General features: G+C 66.4%; 19 protein-coding genes, 1 other RNA gene and 1 pseudogene. 5 read left to right on the forward strand and 16 right to left on the reverse strand.

All coding sequences use genetic code 11. The annotated features are described in order from the left end of the window. Positions 1–118 (forward strand): annotated as a pseudogene (locus F7R02_RS14265) (IS5-like element ISCARN85 family transposase); the annotation flags it as partial. 45 nt (positions 119–163) lie between these two features. Here the strand turns inward: F7R02_RS14265 and F7R02_RS14270 are convergent. The 8 genes from F7R02_RS14270 to F7R02_RS14305 all read right to left on the reverse strand — a co-directional run bounded on the left by F7R02_RS14270 (position 164) and on the right by F7R02_RS14305 (position 4751). Further along, positions 164–1045, reverse strand: coding sequence for a SirB1 family protein (locus tag F7R02_RS14270; RefSeq protein ID WP_005911950.1), 882 nt, complete (start codon positions 1043–1045; stop codon positions 164–166). A gap of 169 nt (positions 1046–1214) precedes the next feature. After that, on the reverse strand, positions 1215–1667 hold the full coding sequence (locus F7R02_RS14275) for a DUF192 domain-containing protein (RefSeq protein WP_078589115.1): 453 nt from the start codon (positions 1665–1667) through the stop codon (positions 1215–1217). Positions 1668–1829: 162 nt separating this feature from the next. After that, positions 1830–2477 (reverse strand): ribose-5-phosphate isomerase RpiA, encoded by a 648-nt coding sequence (rpiA, locus tag F7R02_RS14280; RefSeq protein WP_078589117.1) that lies wholly within the window; start codon positions 2475–2477, stop codon positions 1830–1832. A 103-nt stretch (positions 2478–2580) separates the two neighbouring features. Then, a complete protein-coding gene (locus F7R02_RS14285) occupies positions 2581–3051 on the reverse strand; it encodes an EVE domain-containing protein (protein ID WP_005911942.1) in 471 nt (156 codons plus the stop codon). Further along, entirely contained in the window at positions 3048–3638 is a 591-nt protein-coding gene (locus F7R02_RS14290) for a 5-formyltetrahydrofolate cyclo-ligase (RefSeq protein ID WP_005921717.1), read from the reverse strand. Before F7R02_RS14290 ends, F7R02_RS14285 begins: the two co-directional genes overlap by 4 nt. A gap of 316 nt (positions 3639–3954) precedes the next feature. Further along, a non-coding RNA gene (gene ssrS / locus F7R02_RS14295) (6S RNA) lies at positions 3955–4138 on the reverse strand. Positions 4139–4233: 95 nt separating this feature from the next. Beyond that, positions 4234–4533 carry a cell division protein ZapA gene (locus F7R02_RS14300; RefSeq protein WP_003486119.1) on the reverse strand — a complete coding sequence of 100 codons (300 nt, stop codon included), beginning with the start codon at positions 4531–4533 and terminating at the stop codon, positions 4234–4236. Continuing rightward, on the reverse strand, positions 4530–4751 hold the full coding sequence (locus tag F7R02_RS14305) for a TIGR02449 family protein (RefSeq protein WP_078589119.1): 222 nt from the start codon (positions 4749–4751) through the stop codon (positions 4530–4532). Before F7R02_RS14305 ends, F7R02_RS14300 begins: the two co-directional genes overlap by 4 nt. Before the next feature lie 235 nt (positions 4752–4986). On the opposite strand from F7R02_RS14305, the gene F7R02_RS14310 reads away from it, so the two are divergent. Both F7R02_RS14310 and F7R02_RS14315 read left to right on the forward strand, forming a co-directional pair. Next, complete coding sequence (locus tag F7R02_RS14310) at positions 4987–5529, forward strand: YecA/YgfB family protein (RefSeq protein WP_005911933.1); 543 nt, start codon at positions 4987–4989, stop codon at positions 5527–5529. A gap of 8 nt (positions 5530–5537) precedes the next feature. After that, positions 5538–6866, forward strand: a complete 1329-nt coding sequence (locus F7R02_RS14315) for an aminopeptidase P N-terminal domain-containing protein (protein WP_003486126.1) — start codon at positions 5538–5540, stop codon at positions 6864–6866. Positions 6867–7026: 160 nt separating this feature from the next. On the opposite strand, the gene F7R02_RS14320 is transcribed toward F7R02_RS14315, so the two are convergent. The 8 genes from F7R02_RS14320 to rph all read right to left on the reverse strand — a co-directional run bounded on the left by F7R02_RS14320 (position 7027) and on the right by rph (position 15055). Beyond that, positions 7027–7425 (reverse strand): XVIPCD domain-containing protein, encoded by a 399-nt coding sequence (locus F7R02_RS14320; protein WP_011052251.1) that lies wholly within the window; start codon positions 7423–7425, stop codon positions 7027–7029. 136 nt (positions 7426–7561) lie between these two features. Beyond that, complete coding sequence (gene pepQ, locus F7R02_RS14325; protein WP_078589121.1) at positions 7562–8887, reverse strand: Xaa-Pro dipeptidase; 1326 nt, start codon at positions 8885–8887, stop codon at positions 7562–7564. Positions 8888–9093: 206 nt separating this feature from the next. Further along, positions 9094–9441: a PilZ domain-containing protein gene (locus F7R02_RS14330; RefSeq protein WP_003486131.1), complete on the reverse strand. Its 348-nt coding sequence runs from the start codon at positions 9439–9441 to the stop codon at positions 9094–9096. Next, positions 9438–11867, reverse strand: coding sequence for a DUF1631 domain-containing protein (locus F7R02_RS14335; protein WP_078589122.1), 2430 nt, complete (start codon positions 11865–11867; stop codon positions 9438–9440). The genes F7R02_RS14330 and F7R02_RS14335 overlap by 4 nt, the downstream gene beginning before the upstream one ends. Positions 11868–12171: 304 nt before the next feature. Next, positions 12172–13329 (reverse strand): radical SAM family heme chaperone HemW, encoded by a 1158-nt coding sequence (hemW, locus tag F7R02_RS14340; RefSeq protein WP_003486136.1) that lies wholly within the window; start codon positions 13327–13329, stop codon positions 12172–12174. 15 nt (positions 13330–13344) lie between these two features. Beyond that, a complete protein-coding gene (gene rdgB, locus F7R02_RS14345; RefSeq protein WP_003486138.1) occupies positions 13345–13944 on the reverse strand; it encodes an RdgB/HAM1 family non-canonical purine NTP pyrophosphatase in 600 nt (199 codons plus the stop codon). Beyond that, complete coding sequence (locus F7R02_RS14350) at positions 13941–14333, reverse strand: VOC family protein (RefSeq protein ID WP_039585479.1); 393 nt, start codon at positions 14331–14333, stop codon at positions 13941–13943. The genes rdgB and F7R02_RS14350 overlap by 4 nt, the downstream gene beginning before the upstream one ends. Next, positions 14330–15055: a ribonuclease PH gene (gene rph, locus F7R02_RS14355; protein ID WP_005926909.1), complete on the reverse strand. Its 726-nt coding sequence runs from the start codon at positions 15053–15055 to the stop codon at positions 14330–14332. The genes F7R02_RS14350 and rph overlap by 4 nt, the downstream gene beginning before the upstream one ends. A 109-nt stretch (positions 15056–15164) precedes the next feature. On the opposite strand from rph, the gene F7R02_RS14360 reads away from it, so the two are divergent. Both F7R02_RS14360 and gmk read left to right on the forward strand, forming a co-directional pair. Then, positions 15165–16025: a YicC/YloC family endoribonuclease gene (locus F7R02_RS14360; RefSeq protein WP_078589126.1), complete on the forward strand. Its 861-nt coding sequence runs from the start codon at positions 15165–15167 to the stop codon at positions 16023–16025. A 116-nt stretch (positions 16026–16141) separates the two neighbouring features. Further along, positions 16142–16753: a guanylate kinase gene (gmk, locus tag F7R02_RS14365; RefSeq protein ID WP_005921718.1), complete on the forward strand. Its 612-nt coding sequence runs from the start codon at positions 16142–16144 to the stop codon at positions 16751–16753. Positions 16754–16970 lie beyond the last annotated feature (217 nt).

The following is a 16970-nucleotide window of genomic DNA, read 5'->3' on the forward strand; positions in this document are numbered from 1 at the left end:
ACTGTTCCGTCGCTTGAAAGGCTACCGCCGGATTTTCTCGCGCTTCGAGAAGCTGGATGTCATGTTCCTTGGATTCCTCAGCTTCGTCCTAGTCGTTGATGGGCTTCGGATGTGTTAACAGGCCCTAGGTAGCCTGGCCTACCCAGCCAGCGCGTAGACCGGCTCAATGCGCCCGCGCGCGCTGGCTGTTCAATTCCACCAGGTGTTCATGCAGATTAGCCGCGTCCTGCGCGCCCGGGTTGAGCACCAGGTAGCGCGAGAGATCGTGGCGTGCGCCGTTGCGGTGGCCCAGATGCAGATAGGCCATGCCGCGGTCGCGCAGGGCCTCGGGTTGGTCGGGCACCAGCTTCAGGATGCGGTCGGCGCTGCGGGCGGCGCGGTCCCAGTGCTCGGCATCGGCATAGACGCCGTGCAGGTTGCGCAGGATGCGGATCAAGATCGCGCGGTGCGGGGCGGGGTCGAGAATCTGCGCCAGCGCGCGGTCGTCGGGAATTTCGCCGCCCAGATGCGGGCGGGCACGCTCGCGCAGCTCATCCACGCCCAGCGGACGGCCGCCATTGAACGGGTCCATCACCAGCACGCCGTCATCTACCGGCAGACGCACCAGGAAATGGCCGGGAAACGACACCCCCGCCAACGGGATGCCCAGCCGGCGCGCCACTTCGATCTGCACCATCGCCAGCGAAATCGGATTGCCCAGCCGGCGCTCGAACACCTGGTTGAGGTAGCTGTTGCGCGGGTCGTAATACTCGTCGTGATTGCCCGAATAGCCCAGCTCGTCGAACAGGTAGCGATTCACCGCCGCCATCTTCAGCGGCCAAAGATCGATTGCGTCCACTTCCCGGCGCAGATGCTCGACGTGGCTCTGCACCAGCGTGTCGTACAGCTCGGCATCCAGCTGCGGATACTCGTCGCGCGCGATCAGCAGCGCGGTGGACATCAACGGCACCGCATCGTCGTCCAGGCTGGCGAGCGCGGTCCAATGGGGAAGTGGGAGCATGTCGACCATGCTGCCAAGAGTGTCGGCAAGCGGCGCAGGGTTCAAGTCCGGTACTTCCTGACAGGGACATGGGCCGCATGAATGCGTAACGCTGACAGGCGGCGCTGCGTCCGACGGCCGCAGGCGCCGTTCGGGAAGGTGACGCGCAGGTCTCAACCATCGGCAGGCCGCCATGCCCCTGACTGGCATGGCCCCAGAGCCTGCGCGCAGCCGCTTACTTGATGAGCGTCGAGATGTCCGGGCTGAAGCGCAGCGTGGCGCCATCCTTGAGGCCGAGCTTGGCGGCCTGGCCGGCATTTAGCTCCAGCACGTAGCGCGCGGGCTGCTTGCTGGGGTAGGGCGGACAGGCGTCGCCGGCCGAACACGGCGGCACATCGCGCTGCTGGGAAACCAGCCGGCGCTGTTCATCGAAATACAGGATATCCAGCGCGATGTTGGTGTTCTTCATCCAGTACGCCATCGGCTCCTGGCGGTCGTGGATGAACAGCATGCCGCGGTCTTGGTCCATGGCATCGCGAAACATCAGCCCCTTGGCGCGATCGGCATCGTTGCGCGCCAGTTCTACCTTGTAGCGCGTGCCTGCCAGTTCCACCCAGCTGTCGCCGCTGCTGGCGCAGCCGCCAAGCAGGACCAGAAGCGCAAGGATCATAAAACGAACACAACGCATGCGGCATACCAACTGGCAAGGATGCCGCACCATCTGCCAAGCGGCCGCGTGCGTCAAGCTGCTGCGGTGCGTTGTGCGGTTGCTGCAAGCGCAATCTGTACGACCCGCCATCGCTTCGCAATGCGGGCCGTCACTGCGCATGCGAAGGCCCGCACGCGATCCTCAGATCACCCGCAGTGGCTCGCCGCCCACGATCACCACGTCGGCCGGGCGCCGCGCGAACAAACCCACGCAGACCACGCCAGGAATCTGGTTCAAGCTGTGCTCCAGGCCCACCGGGTCGGTGATTTGCAGGTGATGCACGTCCAGCACCACGTTGCCGTTGTCGGTCACCACGCCATCGCGCCACACCGGCTGGCCGCCGGTCAGCGCCAGGATCTGCCGGGCGACCAGGCTGCGCGCCATCGGAATCACTTCCACCGGCAGCGGGAACTTGCCCAGCACCGGCACCTGCTTGCTCGGGTCGACGATGCAGATGAAGCGCTCGCTGGCTTCGGCGATGATCTTCTCGCGCGTCAGCGCTGCGCCGCCTCCCTTGATCAGGCAGCGGTTCGGGTCGCACTCGTCGGCACCGTCCACGTACAGCGACAGATTGCCGGTGTGATTGAGGTCCAGCACCTCGATGCCATGCTGGCGCAGGCGCGCGGTGCTCTGTTCGGAGCTGGACACGGCGCCCTTGATGCGATGGCCGATGCGGCCCAGCGCGTCGATGAAGTAAGCCACCGTCGAGCCGGTGCCCACTCCGACGATCATGCCGTCTTCCACGTAATCGATCGCTTTCTCGGCGGCCAGGCGTTTTGCTTCGGACATGGGTAAGAGCTCGGGATTCGTGATTGGGGAGTCGAGATTCGTCAAGGCGGTGCAACGCGGGCGGGCAGTGGGTCAATCTCCAATGCCCAATCCCGAATCACGGCTATTCCATCGCCAGCAACACTTTCCACTGCGCGGCGGTGACCGGCAGGATCGACAGGCGGTTGCCGCGCGCGATCAGCGGGAAGCCTTCGCCCAGCGCATCGGCCTGTTGCTTGATTTCGTCCAGCGAAATCGTGCGTGTGAGTTTGCGCTCGAACGCCACGTCCACCAGCATCCAGCGCGGGTCTTCGCGCGTGGACTTGGGATCGTGGTAGTCGGAGGACGGGTCGAACTGGGTGTCGTCCGGATACGCCGCGCTCGCCACCTTGGCGATGCCGACGATGCCGGGCACCTTGCAGTTGGAATGATAGAAAAACACGCCATCGCCCACGTGCATGCCATCGCGCATGAAGTTGCGCGCCTGGTAATTACGCACGCCGTTCCACGGCTCGGTGCCGACACGTTCCAGATCATCGATGGAGAACGTGTCCGGTTCGGACTTCATCAACCAGTAGCGCTTGCGGGCAGTCATTCGGAAACGGTGTCGTCTTTCAGGAAGGTGGCGTGTTCGGTACAAATGGCGTCGACCGCCACATCCCATGCTTCGGAGGGCAGGGCGGGCACCTGCTGCGCAGCGAAGCCAACACCGACCAGCCAGGGAGGCGGCGCCTGGCGATGCCGGAACGCGAAGCTGCGATCATACCAGCCGCCTCCCATCCCCAGCCGACGGCACGCCGCATCGAAACCGGTCAGCGGCGTGACCACCAGTGCCATCTCTTCCGGTGCCAGTGTGTCGGCGCGTGCCACGTCCGGCTCCGGAATGCCGTAGCGATTGCTCACCAGCGGCTGGCCCGGCCGCCACGGCGCAAAGCGCAGCACGCGCCCATGCAGTACCGGCAGGCAGTAGCGCACTCCCGCCGGCAGGGCCAGCTGCCAGCGATGCAACCCAATTTCCCCATCCATCGCCCAGTAGCCGGCCACGGCGCCGCCATGCGGTGCGAACGGCAGCGCCAGCAAACGCTCCGCCAACGCATCGGCTGCGGCCAAGCGCTGCGCCGCCGGCAGGCTGCGGCGGTGTGCGCGCAACTGCTGGCGCAACGTATCTCGGTCCTCGGTCATCGGTGTCTCGCAGCGCAATCGGTGTCGCATTGTCGAATGCGCGCACGCGCCTGCCTAGCGTGGCGTGCGATGCGGGCCGCAGCTGCGCCTGCGCTGCGGGGTGCCGATAGAGCCGTACGGTGCGCGCACTGCCGGACATGTCCCCTGCATCTGCATCTGCACATGCAGGGGCGATGCAGCACGCGGCAACGCCACCGACACAGCACCAGCGCCGCGACCGCGACCGCAACACACCGGCAGTGCAGCTTCAGCCAGCGCACGTCAGACCGTCAGACGCGCAAAAAGAAACGACGCCCGAAGGCGTCGTTTCAGATTTGCATTCTCCGCCGTGACGATGCGGGCGAAACGACCTTGAACCCGGGGTTCAAGTGGGGACGTTGTGAGGCCATCGGGCTTCCCGCTACAAGGCGGACTTGCACACCCGGCTTCGTCGCGCCCCCGTGGTCGTAATTAAGGGACAAGGCGAATGTTTTGCACGCTGTCGTTTACAGCAGAGAACGCAGGGGAATTATAGACCTCTGTGCCGCGATGGCTAGCCCACTCGTCGGTCAGCGGGCTTGAGGATTCATATTTGCGATGGCAGTGCGAATTCCACTCAGCGCGGTGTGTCGGCAACGCTGTCGAGACGGCGATTCAAGGTGTCCAGCGTATTGGCCAGCTCGCGATCGTAGAGCGCCTGCTGTTCGCGCAATTGCTGCAACTCATGCGCCAGATTGAGCGCAGCCAGCACCGCGACACGATCCACTGCCGCCATGCGATTGCTGCCGCGGATCTCACGCATGCGTAGATCCAACAGCCGCGCGGCAGCGGTGAGACTTTCGCGCTCGTCTGCCGTCACGCCCACCGTGTATTCACGATCCAGAATACGCACGCTAACCGGTTCGTTGTTGCTCACGTGTGCTGCTCCAATGACTTCAGGCGGGCGATCATCGCTTCCACCCGCGAGCGCGCCTGCTCGTTCTTGGTCAACAGTTGCGAGCGCTCGCCGATGAGTTGCTCCTGTTGATGACGCAAGCTGCGATTCTCGTCGGTGAGCCGTTGGGTACGCTCCACCAACGCCTCCACGCGGGCGGCGAGTGCGCGGATCTGAGCGAGGGCGGCAACGTTGTCCATGCGCTCACGATAGGGGCGCGTGCGCGGGGTGGTCAAGCGCCCACGCCTGCCCCGATTCCCAGCGTCAGCACAAGCCCTGCAAGGCCTGGCGCAGGATCCAGGCAAGCCGGCATCGCAGGCGTGGATGCGCACTGACATGCGCAGATCGCGGCCCACGCAGGCCGCCTTGGTACACTGGGAAGTCACATCGTCGGCCGTGCGCCGGCACCTTTCGCTCTTCAGCCTGGATGACCCAATGGATCTGCCCGACGTAACCGCTGTGCAACACGAAAGCCGCCAGCTCGCGCTGGCGTCCTCTGCAGCGGAGTTGCATGGCGGGCTGTGCGGGTGGCTCTCCGGCGGCGGCGCCGACAGTGCCGACTGGCTGGCGCGCATTCTGGCCGACAGCGGTCAGGTGGCACCCAAGCAGGGTGGGGCGCTGGATCAGCTGCGGCAGGCCACCGTGGCGCAACTGGAAGACCGCGATTTCGCCTTCGAGTTGCTGCTGGTCGAAGACGGCGCCCCGTTGCCGGCGCGCACCGATGCGTTGTTCGACTGGTGCCGCGCCTTTCTGGGCGGCTTCGGCCTGGCTGCGCAGCAGCGTCCGGCGCTGAGCGAAGAAGGCGAGGAAGCGCTGCAGGATCTGGCGCGTCTGGCGCAGGCCTCCAGCGACGACTTCGATACGGCCGACGAGGACGACACCGCATTGGCCGAGATCGAAGAATTCGTGCGCGTGGCGGTGCTGTTGCTGCATGGCGACTGCGTGATGGGGCCGCGCTTTCGCCAGCGTCTGAACTGACTGCCGGCATGAAGAAGCTCACCGGGATTGGCGCGGCCGAGTACGCGCGCCGGCGCAAGCAGCTGATGCAAATGGCGGGCGAGCAGGCGATTCTGATCCTGCCGGCCGCGCCTGAGCGCGTGCGTAGCCACGACACGCATTACCCGTATCGACAAGATTCGGATTTCTGGTATCTGAGCGGGTTTCCGGAGCCCGAAGCGGTGCTGGTGCTGGTGCCCGGCCGCAAGCATGGCGAAGCGATTCTGTTCTGCCGCGAACGCGATGCCGGGCGCGAAGCCTGGGATGGCCCGCGCGAAGGTCAGGAAGGTGCGGTGGAACGCTACGGCATGGACGATGCGTACCCCATCGACGATGTCGACGAGATCCTGCCCGGCCTGCTGGAAGGGCGTAGCCGCGTGTACTACCACTTCGGGCGCGATGTCGATTTCGATCTGAAATTGATCGGCTGGCTCAAACGCGTGCGCGAGCAGGTGCGCCACGGGGCGCAGCCGCCGCACGAATTCCTCGAGCTCGGGCATCTATTGCACGAGCAGCGCCTGTTCAAATCACGCGACGAAATCGCGCTGATGCAGCAGGCTGCCGACATCAGCGTGCGCGCGCACCGTGCAGCGATGCGGCTGGCGCGGCCGGGTGTGCATGAATACGAACTGCAGGCCGAGGTCGAGCGCGAATTCCGCGCTGCCGATGCATGGCCGGCATACGGCAGCATCGTCGGCACCGGCAGCAACGCCTGCGTGCTGCACTACCGCGCCAACAATGCGCGCAGCCGCGATGGCGAGCTGGTGCTGATCGATGCCGGTGCCGAATATCGCGGCTATGCGGCCGATATCACCCGCACCTTTCCGGTCAACGGCCGCTTCACGCCAGCGCAGCGTGCACTGCACGATCTGGTCGGTGCTGCGCAGGCGGCTGCGCTTGCACAGGCGCGCCCCGGCGCGGCGTACGAAGCCGGGCATCTGGCGGCGGTGGAAACCCTGACCGAAGGCCTGCTGCGCCTGGGGCTGCTCAAGGGCAAGCTCGAGCGCAACATCGACGATGGACACTACAGGCGCTTTTATCGGCACAAGACCGGCCACTGGCTGGGCCTGGATGTGCACGATGTGGGCGACTACCGGCTGGCCGGCGATTCGCGGCTGCTCGAGCCCGGCATGGTGTTCACCATCGAGCCGGGGCTTTACGTATCGGCCGACGACACTTCGGTAGAGGCCAAGTGGCGCGGCATCGGCATTCGCACCGAAGACAATGTGCTGATCACTGCCGATGGCCATCGCGTACTGACCGATGCGCTGGCGCGCAGTGCCGACGAGATCGAAGCGGAGATGGCCGGCGGCGCGTGAGCGCCGGCGCGGGTAGGTGGCAAGGACCGACACGACGTGGCGGGCGTCATGACGTAAGCCGCAGGCGCAGCGCAATTGCGGCAGTCGTGCCGTGGTGCACGCCGATTCCCGGCATCGGCTGCACGTGCCTGGCGGCTGCGCAGGCCTATGTTGGCTGCAGTTATTGGCCCAGCTGCGGCGCCTGCGTGCGTTCGGGCTGTCGCACTGGCTCGCTCGGCCCGCCGAGTTGACGCGCGCGCTCGAACGATTGCTCTTCCGGCGTGGCCAGCGCCTGTTCGGTTTTCATGTGCGCGCGCAGATGCGCCGGGTTGGCCGGATCGCCCTGCACCACGAACACGTTCTCGCCGCCGTGCACGCCGCGATTGTTCGCTTCGCTCATCAGTACATGATCCACGCGCGACAGCCCACCTTCCTTGGCCAGTGGCAACAAGGCGGCGGTGAGGCGTGCGCTGGTCTGGTCGGGGGCGCGGCCGTGCGCCGCATCGATCGCATGCACGCCGCGTTGGATCTGTTGATACATCGGGTGGTCCGGGTGCGAGCTCTGGCGGGGGTCGTTCATGGCGGTGTTCCGTGTGGTGGTGTCCGAACGTTGCGGGGCGTGATCGGGTGGTGGATGGCGCGGCTGATAGCCCCTTCAGGCGTTGGCCATGCCGGCCCGGGACTCCAACCGTGGCGTGGTCAGGCGCGCCTGATGCTCATGCGGCGGCGAAGACCGGGCGGGTCAGATTTTCCGCGCTGCCGTCGGTGCACACCACCTCATCTTCGATGCGAATGCCGCCGTATGGCTTGAACGCTTCCACGCGCTGCCAGTCGACGCTGGCGGCGTGGCCGTTCTTCTTCACTTCGTCCAGCAGCATGTCGATGAAGTACACGCCAGGCTCGATCGTGACCACCATGCCGGGCTCCAGCACGCGGGTCAGGCGCAGATACGGGTGGCCGGGCGGGCGTTCGATGCGGCCGCCGCGGTCGCTGGCGGCAAAACCGGCCACATCGTGCACTTGCAGGCCGATCAGATGGCCCAGGCCGTGCGGGAAGAACGCAGCGCTGACGCCGGTGGCCAAGGCCGCTTCCGGCGAGACGGTCAGGATGCCGAACTCCTTGAGGATGCCCATCAACGCCAGATGCGCGTCGATGTGCAGCTGCTTGTAGTCCACGCCGGCGCGCACGTTCTGGCCCATGCGCAGCTGGGCGGCATCCACTGCATCGATCAGCGCCTGAAAGTCGCTGTCGGGGTCGGCCGCGTAGGTGCGGGTGATGTCGCTGGCGTAGCCGTATGCGGAAGCGCCGGCGTCGATCAGGAAGCTACGCAGCGGTTGCGGCGGCTGCTGGCCCAGTTCGGTGTAGTGCAGCACCGCGCCGTGTTCGTTGAGCGCGATGATGTTGCCGTACGGCAAGTCATTGGCGTCCTGGCCCACTGCCGCGCAATACGCCATGTGGATGCCGAATTCGCTCTGTCCGGCGCGGAACGCTGCTTCCGCAGCGCGATGGCCGCGCACCGCCAGTTGCTGGGCGATGCGCAGCAATGCCAGCTCGTAGGGCGTCTTGAACGCGCGCTGGTATTCCAGGTAATCGAGCACCGGCTGCGGGTTGTTCGGCACATACGCACCGAGCGTGCTGTGTGGCTCGCCGAGGATCGCGCAGCGCTCAGCGTGTTTGGGCAGCAGCGCCAGCGCCTGGTCCGGGGTGCGGATGACGTGGATGTCGCAGTGATCGACCCACCAGCCGCTGGGCGCGTCGGGCACCACATGCCAGTAGTCGAACGGCTGATAGAAGATCACCGTCGGGCGCTTGCCCGGCGTGTAGACCAGCCAGCTGTCGGGGACCCGTGTCAGCGGTACCCAGGCCTTGAACTGCGGGTTCACCGCGTAGGGGTAATCGCGGTCGTCGAACAGCTGGTAATGCGTGCTGCCGCTGGGAACCACCAGATGCTCGAAACCGCCGCGTTGCAGCGCTTCGTCGGCGCGCGCGGTGAGGGTGCGCAGGTGGTCGGAGTACAGGCTGCTCAGGGAGGGCTGGGGCATGCGGGGCTCGATCGGCAATGCAAAGGCGATGCGCAGTTTGCCGCAATCCCTGCAATGGCGCTGTGTCCTTGCATGGCCGACAACCAAGGTGCAATCGTCAATGGGCGGCGGCTGGCCCGAAGGAACAACAGTGGGCGCATCGTGCCTGCTGCGCCACGTATCGGCAGCGCCCGCTTGGCCATTGCGCAGCCGTGTGCCGGCCGCGCTTACCCGGCCAGATGTTCTTCGGCGATCCAGGCGCGCAGGCGCTGCCGGTGCGGCTCGGACATGGTCAGGAAGCGGAAGCCCGCCCAGGCCTGTCCGGGGGCGTGTGCGGCTTCGGACCACAGCAGATGCACGCCGACATCGATCTCGGTCGCGCGGCCAACCCGCTCGGGCAGCGAAAAGCGCAACTGGTACAAGGCATCGTCGTGCAGGGGCACCGAGGCCAACAACAGCATGCCGGTTTCGGACACATTGCCGACCCGGCCGATCTGCGCCTCGCTGAGCGTGTCGATGACCGGCAGCAGGTCGGTCGGCTGGCGGCGCGGTGCGCGGCGGGTGTCCTGGATCATGGCTGGGCCTCGGCGACAGGCGACTGGCCGGCCAGGCCGCGCAGCGTGCGCACGGTGGCATGCCAGGCGCGATCGATCAGACGCGATTTTTCTTCCACCACCAAACGTGCCTGCCCACCGGCCATCAGCCGTGCCAGGCTGTCCAGCGAGTGCTCGCCCACCTTCTGCCCACGCTGATTCACGAACAGCGCGTTGCCGGTCATCGGGCTGTACCAGGACAGGCGTTGCCGGCGCAGGTCACCTTGCTGGTTGACCACGAATTCGAACCAGGTGCCGAACGGCAAGCTGCGCACCTGCAGGTAGCACTCCTCTTCGGCAGGCGTGCGCGGCGTGGCCGCCTGCTTGCGCGGAGCGCTGTCGCCCTGGTCGCCAAGCCGCGCGCGTGCCTTGAGTTTGGCGGCGAGCTCGGTGCGCGAGGTCACCTCGTCCTCGCCACCGGGCGTGGACAAGCGCCGTGCGATCGCTGCTGCTTCATCGTGGTGATACCCCACCTGCAGCAACGCGGTTTCCACCTCGGTGCCCAGCGCGATGTCGATGGGCTGGCCCTTGCTGCGACAGGTGGCCTCGCCAATGCGTGCGGTCAGCGCCTGGCGTTCGTCCCATTCGGGCGACTGCTCGCCCTGCCGCAGCAAGGTCAGCGTGAGCACGTCCGACCAGGCCTGGCGCAGCAGCGATTGCACGAAGCGCGGCGGCGCGCTTTGTTCGCACAGCTGCTCGATGCGCGATTCGGCCTGCTGCTTGGCAGATTCCAGCCGCTCCTTTCCGCGCGCAGCATCCACATGCCGTCGCTCGGCCACCTCGGCCTTGCGCGCGAGGGTGCGCAGATGCGCCTGAATATCGTCGTTGGCCGCGGCGAAAACAGCCTCGTCGCCTTGATAGTCGTTGACGATCTTGTCGACCGCGCTGCCCAGCTTGTGCAGCAGGTGCGGGTCGGCATCGTCCTCGCCCAGCCACACGGCACCGGACTCGGCCACGGTGTTGAGCAATTCGCGCACCGGGTGCTGGTCGCGCACGAAAAAATGCGCGTCGGCCAGCGCCGCGCGCACCACCGGCACCTGCAACTTGGCCAGCAACGCCTGGGCGGGAGCTTGCTCGCGCACTTCGCGCTGCATTTGCGCATAGAGCAGGCCGAGCAGGTCGAAGGTGTCGTTGTCCTGCGGCGATAGCGCGGCATCGGGGCCGTGCTGGCGGCGCAGCACCTCCAGCACCTGCCGCTGCACCGCATCGATGCCGGATGCCTGTGGCGTTGCTGCCGCCTGCGTGGCCAGCGCACCTTGCAGGCTGGCCAAGGCATCGCCAAGCGCCGCCTTGGGTAACGCAGCGGCGGCGCTGTGCTGCGATGCCTGGGCGACAGCGGCAAGCGAGGTGGGAGAGGGCGCCGTGACCTCGTGATGGGCGAGCGCCCCCGCGCCTGCGTGGCTTGCGTGCACCGCTGCCTGCGACTGCCGTGCCGATGCCATCAAGCCGCCCAGCGCCTGCACTGCATCGCTGAGCGCCGGCGACAGCGCCTGCGCGGGTGGGGCGATTGCCAGTGCTGGTGGCGCGGCAGCGGGATCCAGCAAGGCGCTCTGCCACGCCGTGGGTGCGGCTTGGCCTGCCCAGCCGGTGGCCGGCCGCGGCGTGCGCGGGCCCGCACCGGGCTTGTTCATTGCGGCAGCGTCTTTCGACCCAGGCGCCGCTGCCGGCGGCGCACGCCGCGTCTGCACCTGCGTGGGTTTGACCAGATACGGGTGATAGACCAGCCCCGGCAGGATGCCTTCCTGGGCCAGCGCACTGTTTGCACTTTCGAACAGGTCGCCCAGTCGGTCCATCACCTGGCGCTCGAACACCTTGTACAGCGTCAGCTGTCCATCCAGGCTCAGCCCCAGCGTTTCCCCGCACTGACGCACGATGCGGCATAGCGCGTACGGGCCAAGCGGCAGTTCTTCCAGTTCGAATTCGGGTGCCGCACCGATCACCGCCAGGCGCTGCGCCAGCAAGAGCAGTGCATTGGCGCGCCGCGATGTCTCGCGACGTGCGATCTCGCTCAGCACGATGTCGCGGTCGATATCGGTGTCTTCGACCAGGGTCAGCATCTGTGTTTGCGCAGACGTATCGGTCGATGGTGTCAGTACCGGGCGTTCACGCAGGCTGGCCAGCGCTTGCGCCAATTCCTGCAGGAATGCCTGCGGGAAGCGATCGATGTGATCGCGCAGGCCGCGCATCTGCGCGTAGGTTTCAGCCTGGATCTGGCTATTGCGCGCATGCTCGGCCTGATGCAATAGCTCGCGTTCCAGCTCGACCACGGTCAGCCGCAGCGGTCCGCCCAGCGCCTGCACGCACTGCGCGTGCAGCATGCCGAGCAATCGCCGGCCGCGCGCGGACACCGGCGCATCGGCAATCGGGCCGCTAACTGCAGGTTGTATGGGAGACACGTGCATGGACATCCAGGGGGAGGCTGGCTCGGTTCAAAGTGTGAGCTATGTAGCATGTTTTTTCGCTGGCCGCGCGGCACCGGCGCGCGCTGGCGCATCCTGCCCGCGCTGTCTCAGCCGGCGGTCATGCGGGTATGCGCCCCGGCCGTACGGCCGATCCACCGGCGATGCCGGGGCGCCCAGACCGCTCGCACGTCGCGCACGGTCGTCAGCCAGGCGTGGATGGCGCACTGGACGCACTGTGCGCAGGCGGTACATGCCGATGCCAAGCGCCCGGCCACCCCGACCTGGCAGTGAGCGCAGTCGCTCGCTGCGCCTAGACCAGGAACAACTCGACCACATCATTGGTGAAACGCCGTCCCAGCTCGGTCGGCACCACGCGCCCGTCTTGCTGCCTCATCCAGCCCTGTGCCACTGCGCGCGCCAGCGGCGCCTCGATGGCGCAGGCCGCAAGGCCAGTCGACGCCTCGAAATCGCTTAGCCGGAAGCCCTCATGCAGGCGCAGCAGATTGAGCATGTATTCGAACGGCAGCCGTTCGCCCGGTACGATTTCATCGCCGCCGATGGATGCAGCAGTGCCGGCGCTGGCCAGATAGCTCTGCGGATGCTTGTGCTTCCAGCGCCGCAGCACGTGCGCTTCGGCACCGGAGCTGATCTTGCCGTGCGCGCCCGCGCCGATGCCCAGGTAATCGCCGAACCGCCAGTAGTTGAGGTTGTGCGCGCACTGCCGCCCCGGCTTGGCATATGCGCTGACTTCGTACTGGGCGTAGCCGGCGTCGGCCAGCAGGCCTTGGCAGTGTTCCTGGATATCCCAGGCGGCATCGTCGTCGGGAATGCCCTTGGGCGGCCGCGCGAAGAACACCGTGTTCGGCTCCAGCGTGAGCTGGTAATGCGACAGGTGCGCCGGCTGCAGCGCGAAGGCGCGCTCCAGATCGTGCTCGGCCTGCATCAGCGTCTGCTCGGGCAGTGCGTACATCAGGTCGATATTGAAATTATCGTAGCCGGCGTCCTGCGCCAGTTTGATCGCGCGCTCGGCTTCGGCGCTGTCGTGAATACGGCCGAGTCGCTGCAGCGCCACGTCGTCGAAGGTCTGCACACCGAAGCTCAGGCGGTTCACGCCAGCAGCGCGGTAATGCTCGAAACGGCCATGCTCGGCGGTACCGGGATTGGTTTCCAGGGTGATCTCAAGATTCGGGGCAAAACGCAGCCGCGCCGCCGCTGCCTGCAGAAAGCGGTCGATCGCCTGCGGCGGAAACAGGCTGGGCGTGCCGCCGCCGAAGAACACCGAATGCACCACGCGGCCCCAGACCAACGGCAGGTCCGCATCCAGGTCGCGGATCAGCGCGTCCACGTACGCCTCGAACGGCAATGCGCCCTTTGCCGCATGCGAGTTGAAATCGCAGTACGGGCATTTGCGCACGCACCAGGGCAGGTGCACGTAGAGCGACAGCGGCGGTGGAATCAGCTGGGGCATTGCGCGAGGCGTGCCTTACAGCGACATCGCATGCAGCTTGTGCTGCAGCGTGGCCAGGGCGACCGCACGATGGCTCAGGCGGTTCTTCAACGCGGTGTCCATCTCCGCCGCGGTCAGGCCATACACCGGATCCAGAAACACCGGGTTGTAGCCGAAGCCGCCATCGCCGCGCGGTTGCGTGGTGATCACCCCTTCCCAGCTGCCTTCGGCGATCAGCGGCTGCGGATCTTCCGGATGCCGCAGCAACACGATCACCGCATAAAACCGCGCGCTGCGGCGATCGCTCGGAACCTCGCGCATCGCGTCGAGCAACTTGGCGTTGTTGGCCAACGCGTTGGTCGGGCTGCCGGCATAGCGCGCGCTGTACAGACCGGGTGCGCCATCCAATGCATCCACGATCAGCCCCGAATCATCGGCCAGCGCCGGCAAGCCGGTCACTGCGCTGGCATGGCGCGCCTTGATCAGGGCGTTCTCGACGAAGGTCAGGCCGGTTTCCGGAACATCTTCCACGCCAAGCTCGCCTTGCGCGACGACGCGCAGCGGCAGGCCGGCCAGCATGGCGCGCAGTTCTTCCAGCTTGCCGGCGTTGCCGCTGGCCAGGACCAGTTGTTTCATTGCTTTGGCTCCAGTAGATCCCACTTGGTGCCGTACAGATCGCGGAAGATCACGACCGTGCCGTACGGCTCTTCGCGCGGGGTTTCCAGAAATTCCACGCCGAACGCCTGCATGGCCGCGTGGTCGCGCCAGAAGTTATCGGTGTAGAGGAAATGATCCACCCGTCCACCGGTCTGGTCGCCGATGCGTGCGCGTTGCGCGGCATTGGCCGGCTGCGCCAGCAGCAAGGCAGCATCGTCTGCGCCGCCCGGTCCGATCACGACCCAGCGCTTGCCGTCATCGAGCGGGCGATCCTGCAGCACGCCGAAACCCAGCGCGCCGGTGTACCAGGCAATGGCCGCATCGTAATCGGCAACCAGCAAGGTGGTCAGGGCGATACGACGGCTCATCCGGCCAGCGCAGCGCGTTGCAGTGCGAACAACTCGCCCATGCCTTTTTCGGCCAGGGCGAGCAGCGCGTTGAGTTCGTCGCGACGGAAGGCGTGGCCTTCGGCCGTGCCCTGCAGTTCGATGAAGCCGCCGCCGTCGTTCATCACCACATTCATGTCGGTATCGCAGTCGCTGTCTTCCGGGTAATCCAGATCCAGCACCGGCTCACCACGATAGATGCCGACCGACACCGCAGCCACCGCGCCGATCAGCGGGTGCTTCTTGATGTCGCCGCGCTTGATCAGCAGGTTCACCGCATCGGCCAGCGCCACGTACGCGCCGGTGATGGCCGCGGTGCGGGTGCCGCCATCGGCCTGCAGCACGTCGCAGTCCAGGGTGATGGTGCGCTCGCCAAGTGCATTGCGGTCCACGCAGGCGCGCAGCGCGCGGCCGATCAGACGCTGGATTTCCAGCGTGCGGCCGCCCTGCTTGCCGCGCGCGGCCTCGCGGTCGGAACGGGTGTGGGTGGAGCGCGGCAACATGCCGTATTCGGCGGTGACCCAGCCTTCGCCCTTGCCGCGCAGGAAACCCGGCACGCGGTTTTCCACGCTGGCGGTGCACAGCACGCGGGTGTCGCCGAAGCTGACCAGCACCGAGCCTTCGGCATGGCGGGTGAAGGAGCGTTCGATGCGCACCGGGCGCAGCTGGTCGGCCGTGCGGCCGCTGGGACGGGAAAAGGTCATGCGATGAGTCCGGAAGTCGGGAGGTGGGTCTGGCGCCACTGCGCAGCGTGCAGGCAGCCGGCGAGGGCGGCTAGGGTACCATTCGCGCTTTGACGGCACGGGATTGACGATGATCCGAAGCATGACTGCGTTTGCTGGCAGCGAACGCATCACACCCTGGGGCACGCTCGGTTGCGAGCTGCGCTCGGTCAACCACCGCTTTCTGGAAGTGGGTGTGCGTCTGCCCGAGGAATTGCGTGCGCTGGAACCGCTGCTGCGCGAGCGCGTGGCGGCAAAAAACAGCCGTGGCAAGCTGGATCTGACCCTGCGCCTGCGCGCGCCCGACAATGCGCAGACGCTGGCGGTCAACGAATCGCTGCTACAGCAATTGGGTGCGCTGGCCACGCGGCTGGATGGCGTGTTCCCCAAATTGCAGGTCGGCTTCACCGACCTGCTGCAGCTGCCCGGCGTGCTGCAGGTGCAGGACGTGGACGCCCCCGCGCTGCAGGCGCAGGCGGTGGCGTTGCTGGAGGAAGTGGTGGGCAGCTTCGTGATCGCGCGCGAGCGCGAAGGCGCCAAGCTGGCCGAGGCGATCAGCGAACGGGTGGATGCCATCGAACGCATCGTAGCGGAGGTGCGCATCCTGATTCCGGTGATTCGCGAAGGTCAGCGCGCCAAGCTGGCCGCCCGCCTGGCCGACCTGCCGCATCCGGTCGACCCGGGCCGTGCCGAGCAGGAACTGGTGCTGTGGCTGCAGAAGCTCGATGTGGACGAGGAGCTGGACCGCCTGTCCAGCCACATCGCCGAAATCCGCCGGGTGCTCAAGCAGCGCGAGCCGGTCGGTCGCCGCCTGGACTTCCTGCTGCAGGAGTTCAACCGCGAGGCCAATACGCTGGGCTCCAAGTCGGTGGACAGCCGCACCTCCAATGCCGCCGTGGATCTGAAGGTGTTGATCGACCAGATCCGCGAGCAGGTGCAGAACATCGAATAGCCGGGAATAGGCAATCGGGAATGGGGAATCGTCAAAGCGGGTACGATGCATCCCCTCGGCCTGCTTGCTTGGCGCGGTGCCCCATTCCCTATTCCCGACTCTCTATTCCCTAAAAAATGCGCGGCACTCTCTATATCGTTGCGGCCCCCTCGGGCGCCGGCAAGAGCAGCATCGTCAACGCTACCCTGGCACGCGACCCGAAGATCGCCCTGTCGATCTCGTTCACCTCGCGCGCGCCGCGGCCGGGCGAACGCCATGCCGAGCACTACCATTTCGTCTCCGCCGACGAGTTCCAGGGCATGATCGAAGCGGGCGATTTCTTCGAATACGCGCTGGTGCATGGCGACTGGAAGGGCACTGCGCGGCAGTCGGTGGAGCCGCAGCTGGCCGCCGGCCACGACGTCTTGCTAGAAATCGACTGGCAGGGCGCACGCCAGGTGCGCCAGAAGGTGCCCGATGCGGTCAGCGTCTTCATCCTGCCGCCCTCGCGCCAGGCGCTGGACGAGCGCATGCGCAAGCGCGGGCAGGATAGCGAGGTCGTCATGGCGCAACGCCTGGCCGCCGCCCGCGAAGAGATGCTGCATTTCGAAGAGTTCGATTACGTGATCATCAACGAGACCTTCGATACGGCGGTTTCGGAGATGTGCGCGATCTTCACCGCCAGCCGGCTACGTCGGCAGGCGCAACAGCAACGGCACGCCGGATTGATCCAGGCGCTGCTGGATTAAGCGCCGCTGGCAAGGCTGCGCTGATCACCGACGGGCGCAGCCGCCGCGCGAGGCGACATCTATCCGCTTGCACTGCGTTCAGAACGCGCCGGCCGCACCAGCGACGGCTCAGGACGATTTCCTGGTGGCTCAAAACGGCTCAAACTGCTGATTCCAAAGGAAACTGAATGGGTGGCGGTTGCTGCGACGCCGGCCGGAGCGTACACTCCACCCCCTT

The organism is Xanthomonas cissicola (assembly GCF_008801575.1).
GTDB lineage: Bacteria > Pseudomonadota > Gammaproteobacteria > Xanthomonadales > Xanthomonadaceae > Xanthomonas > Xanthomonas cissicola.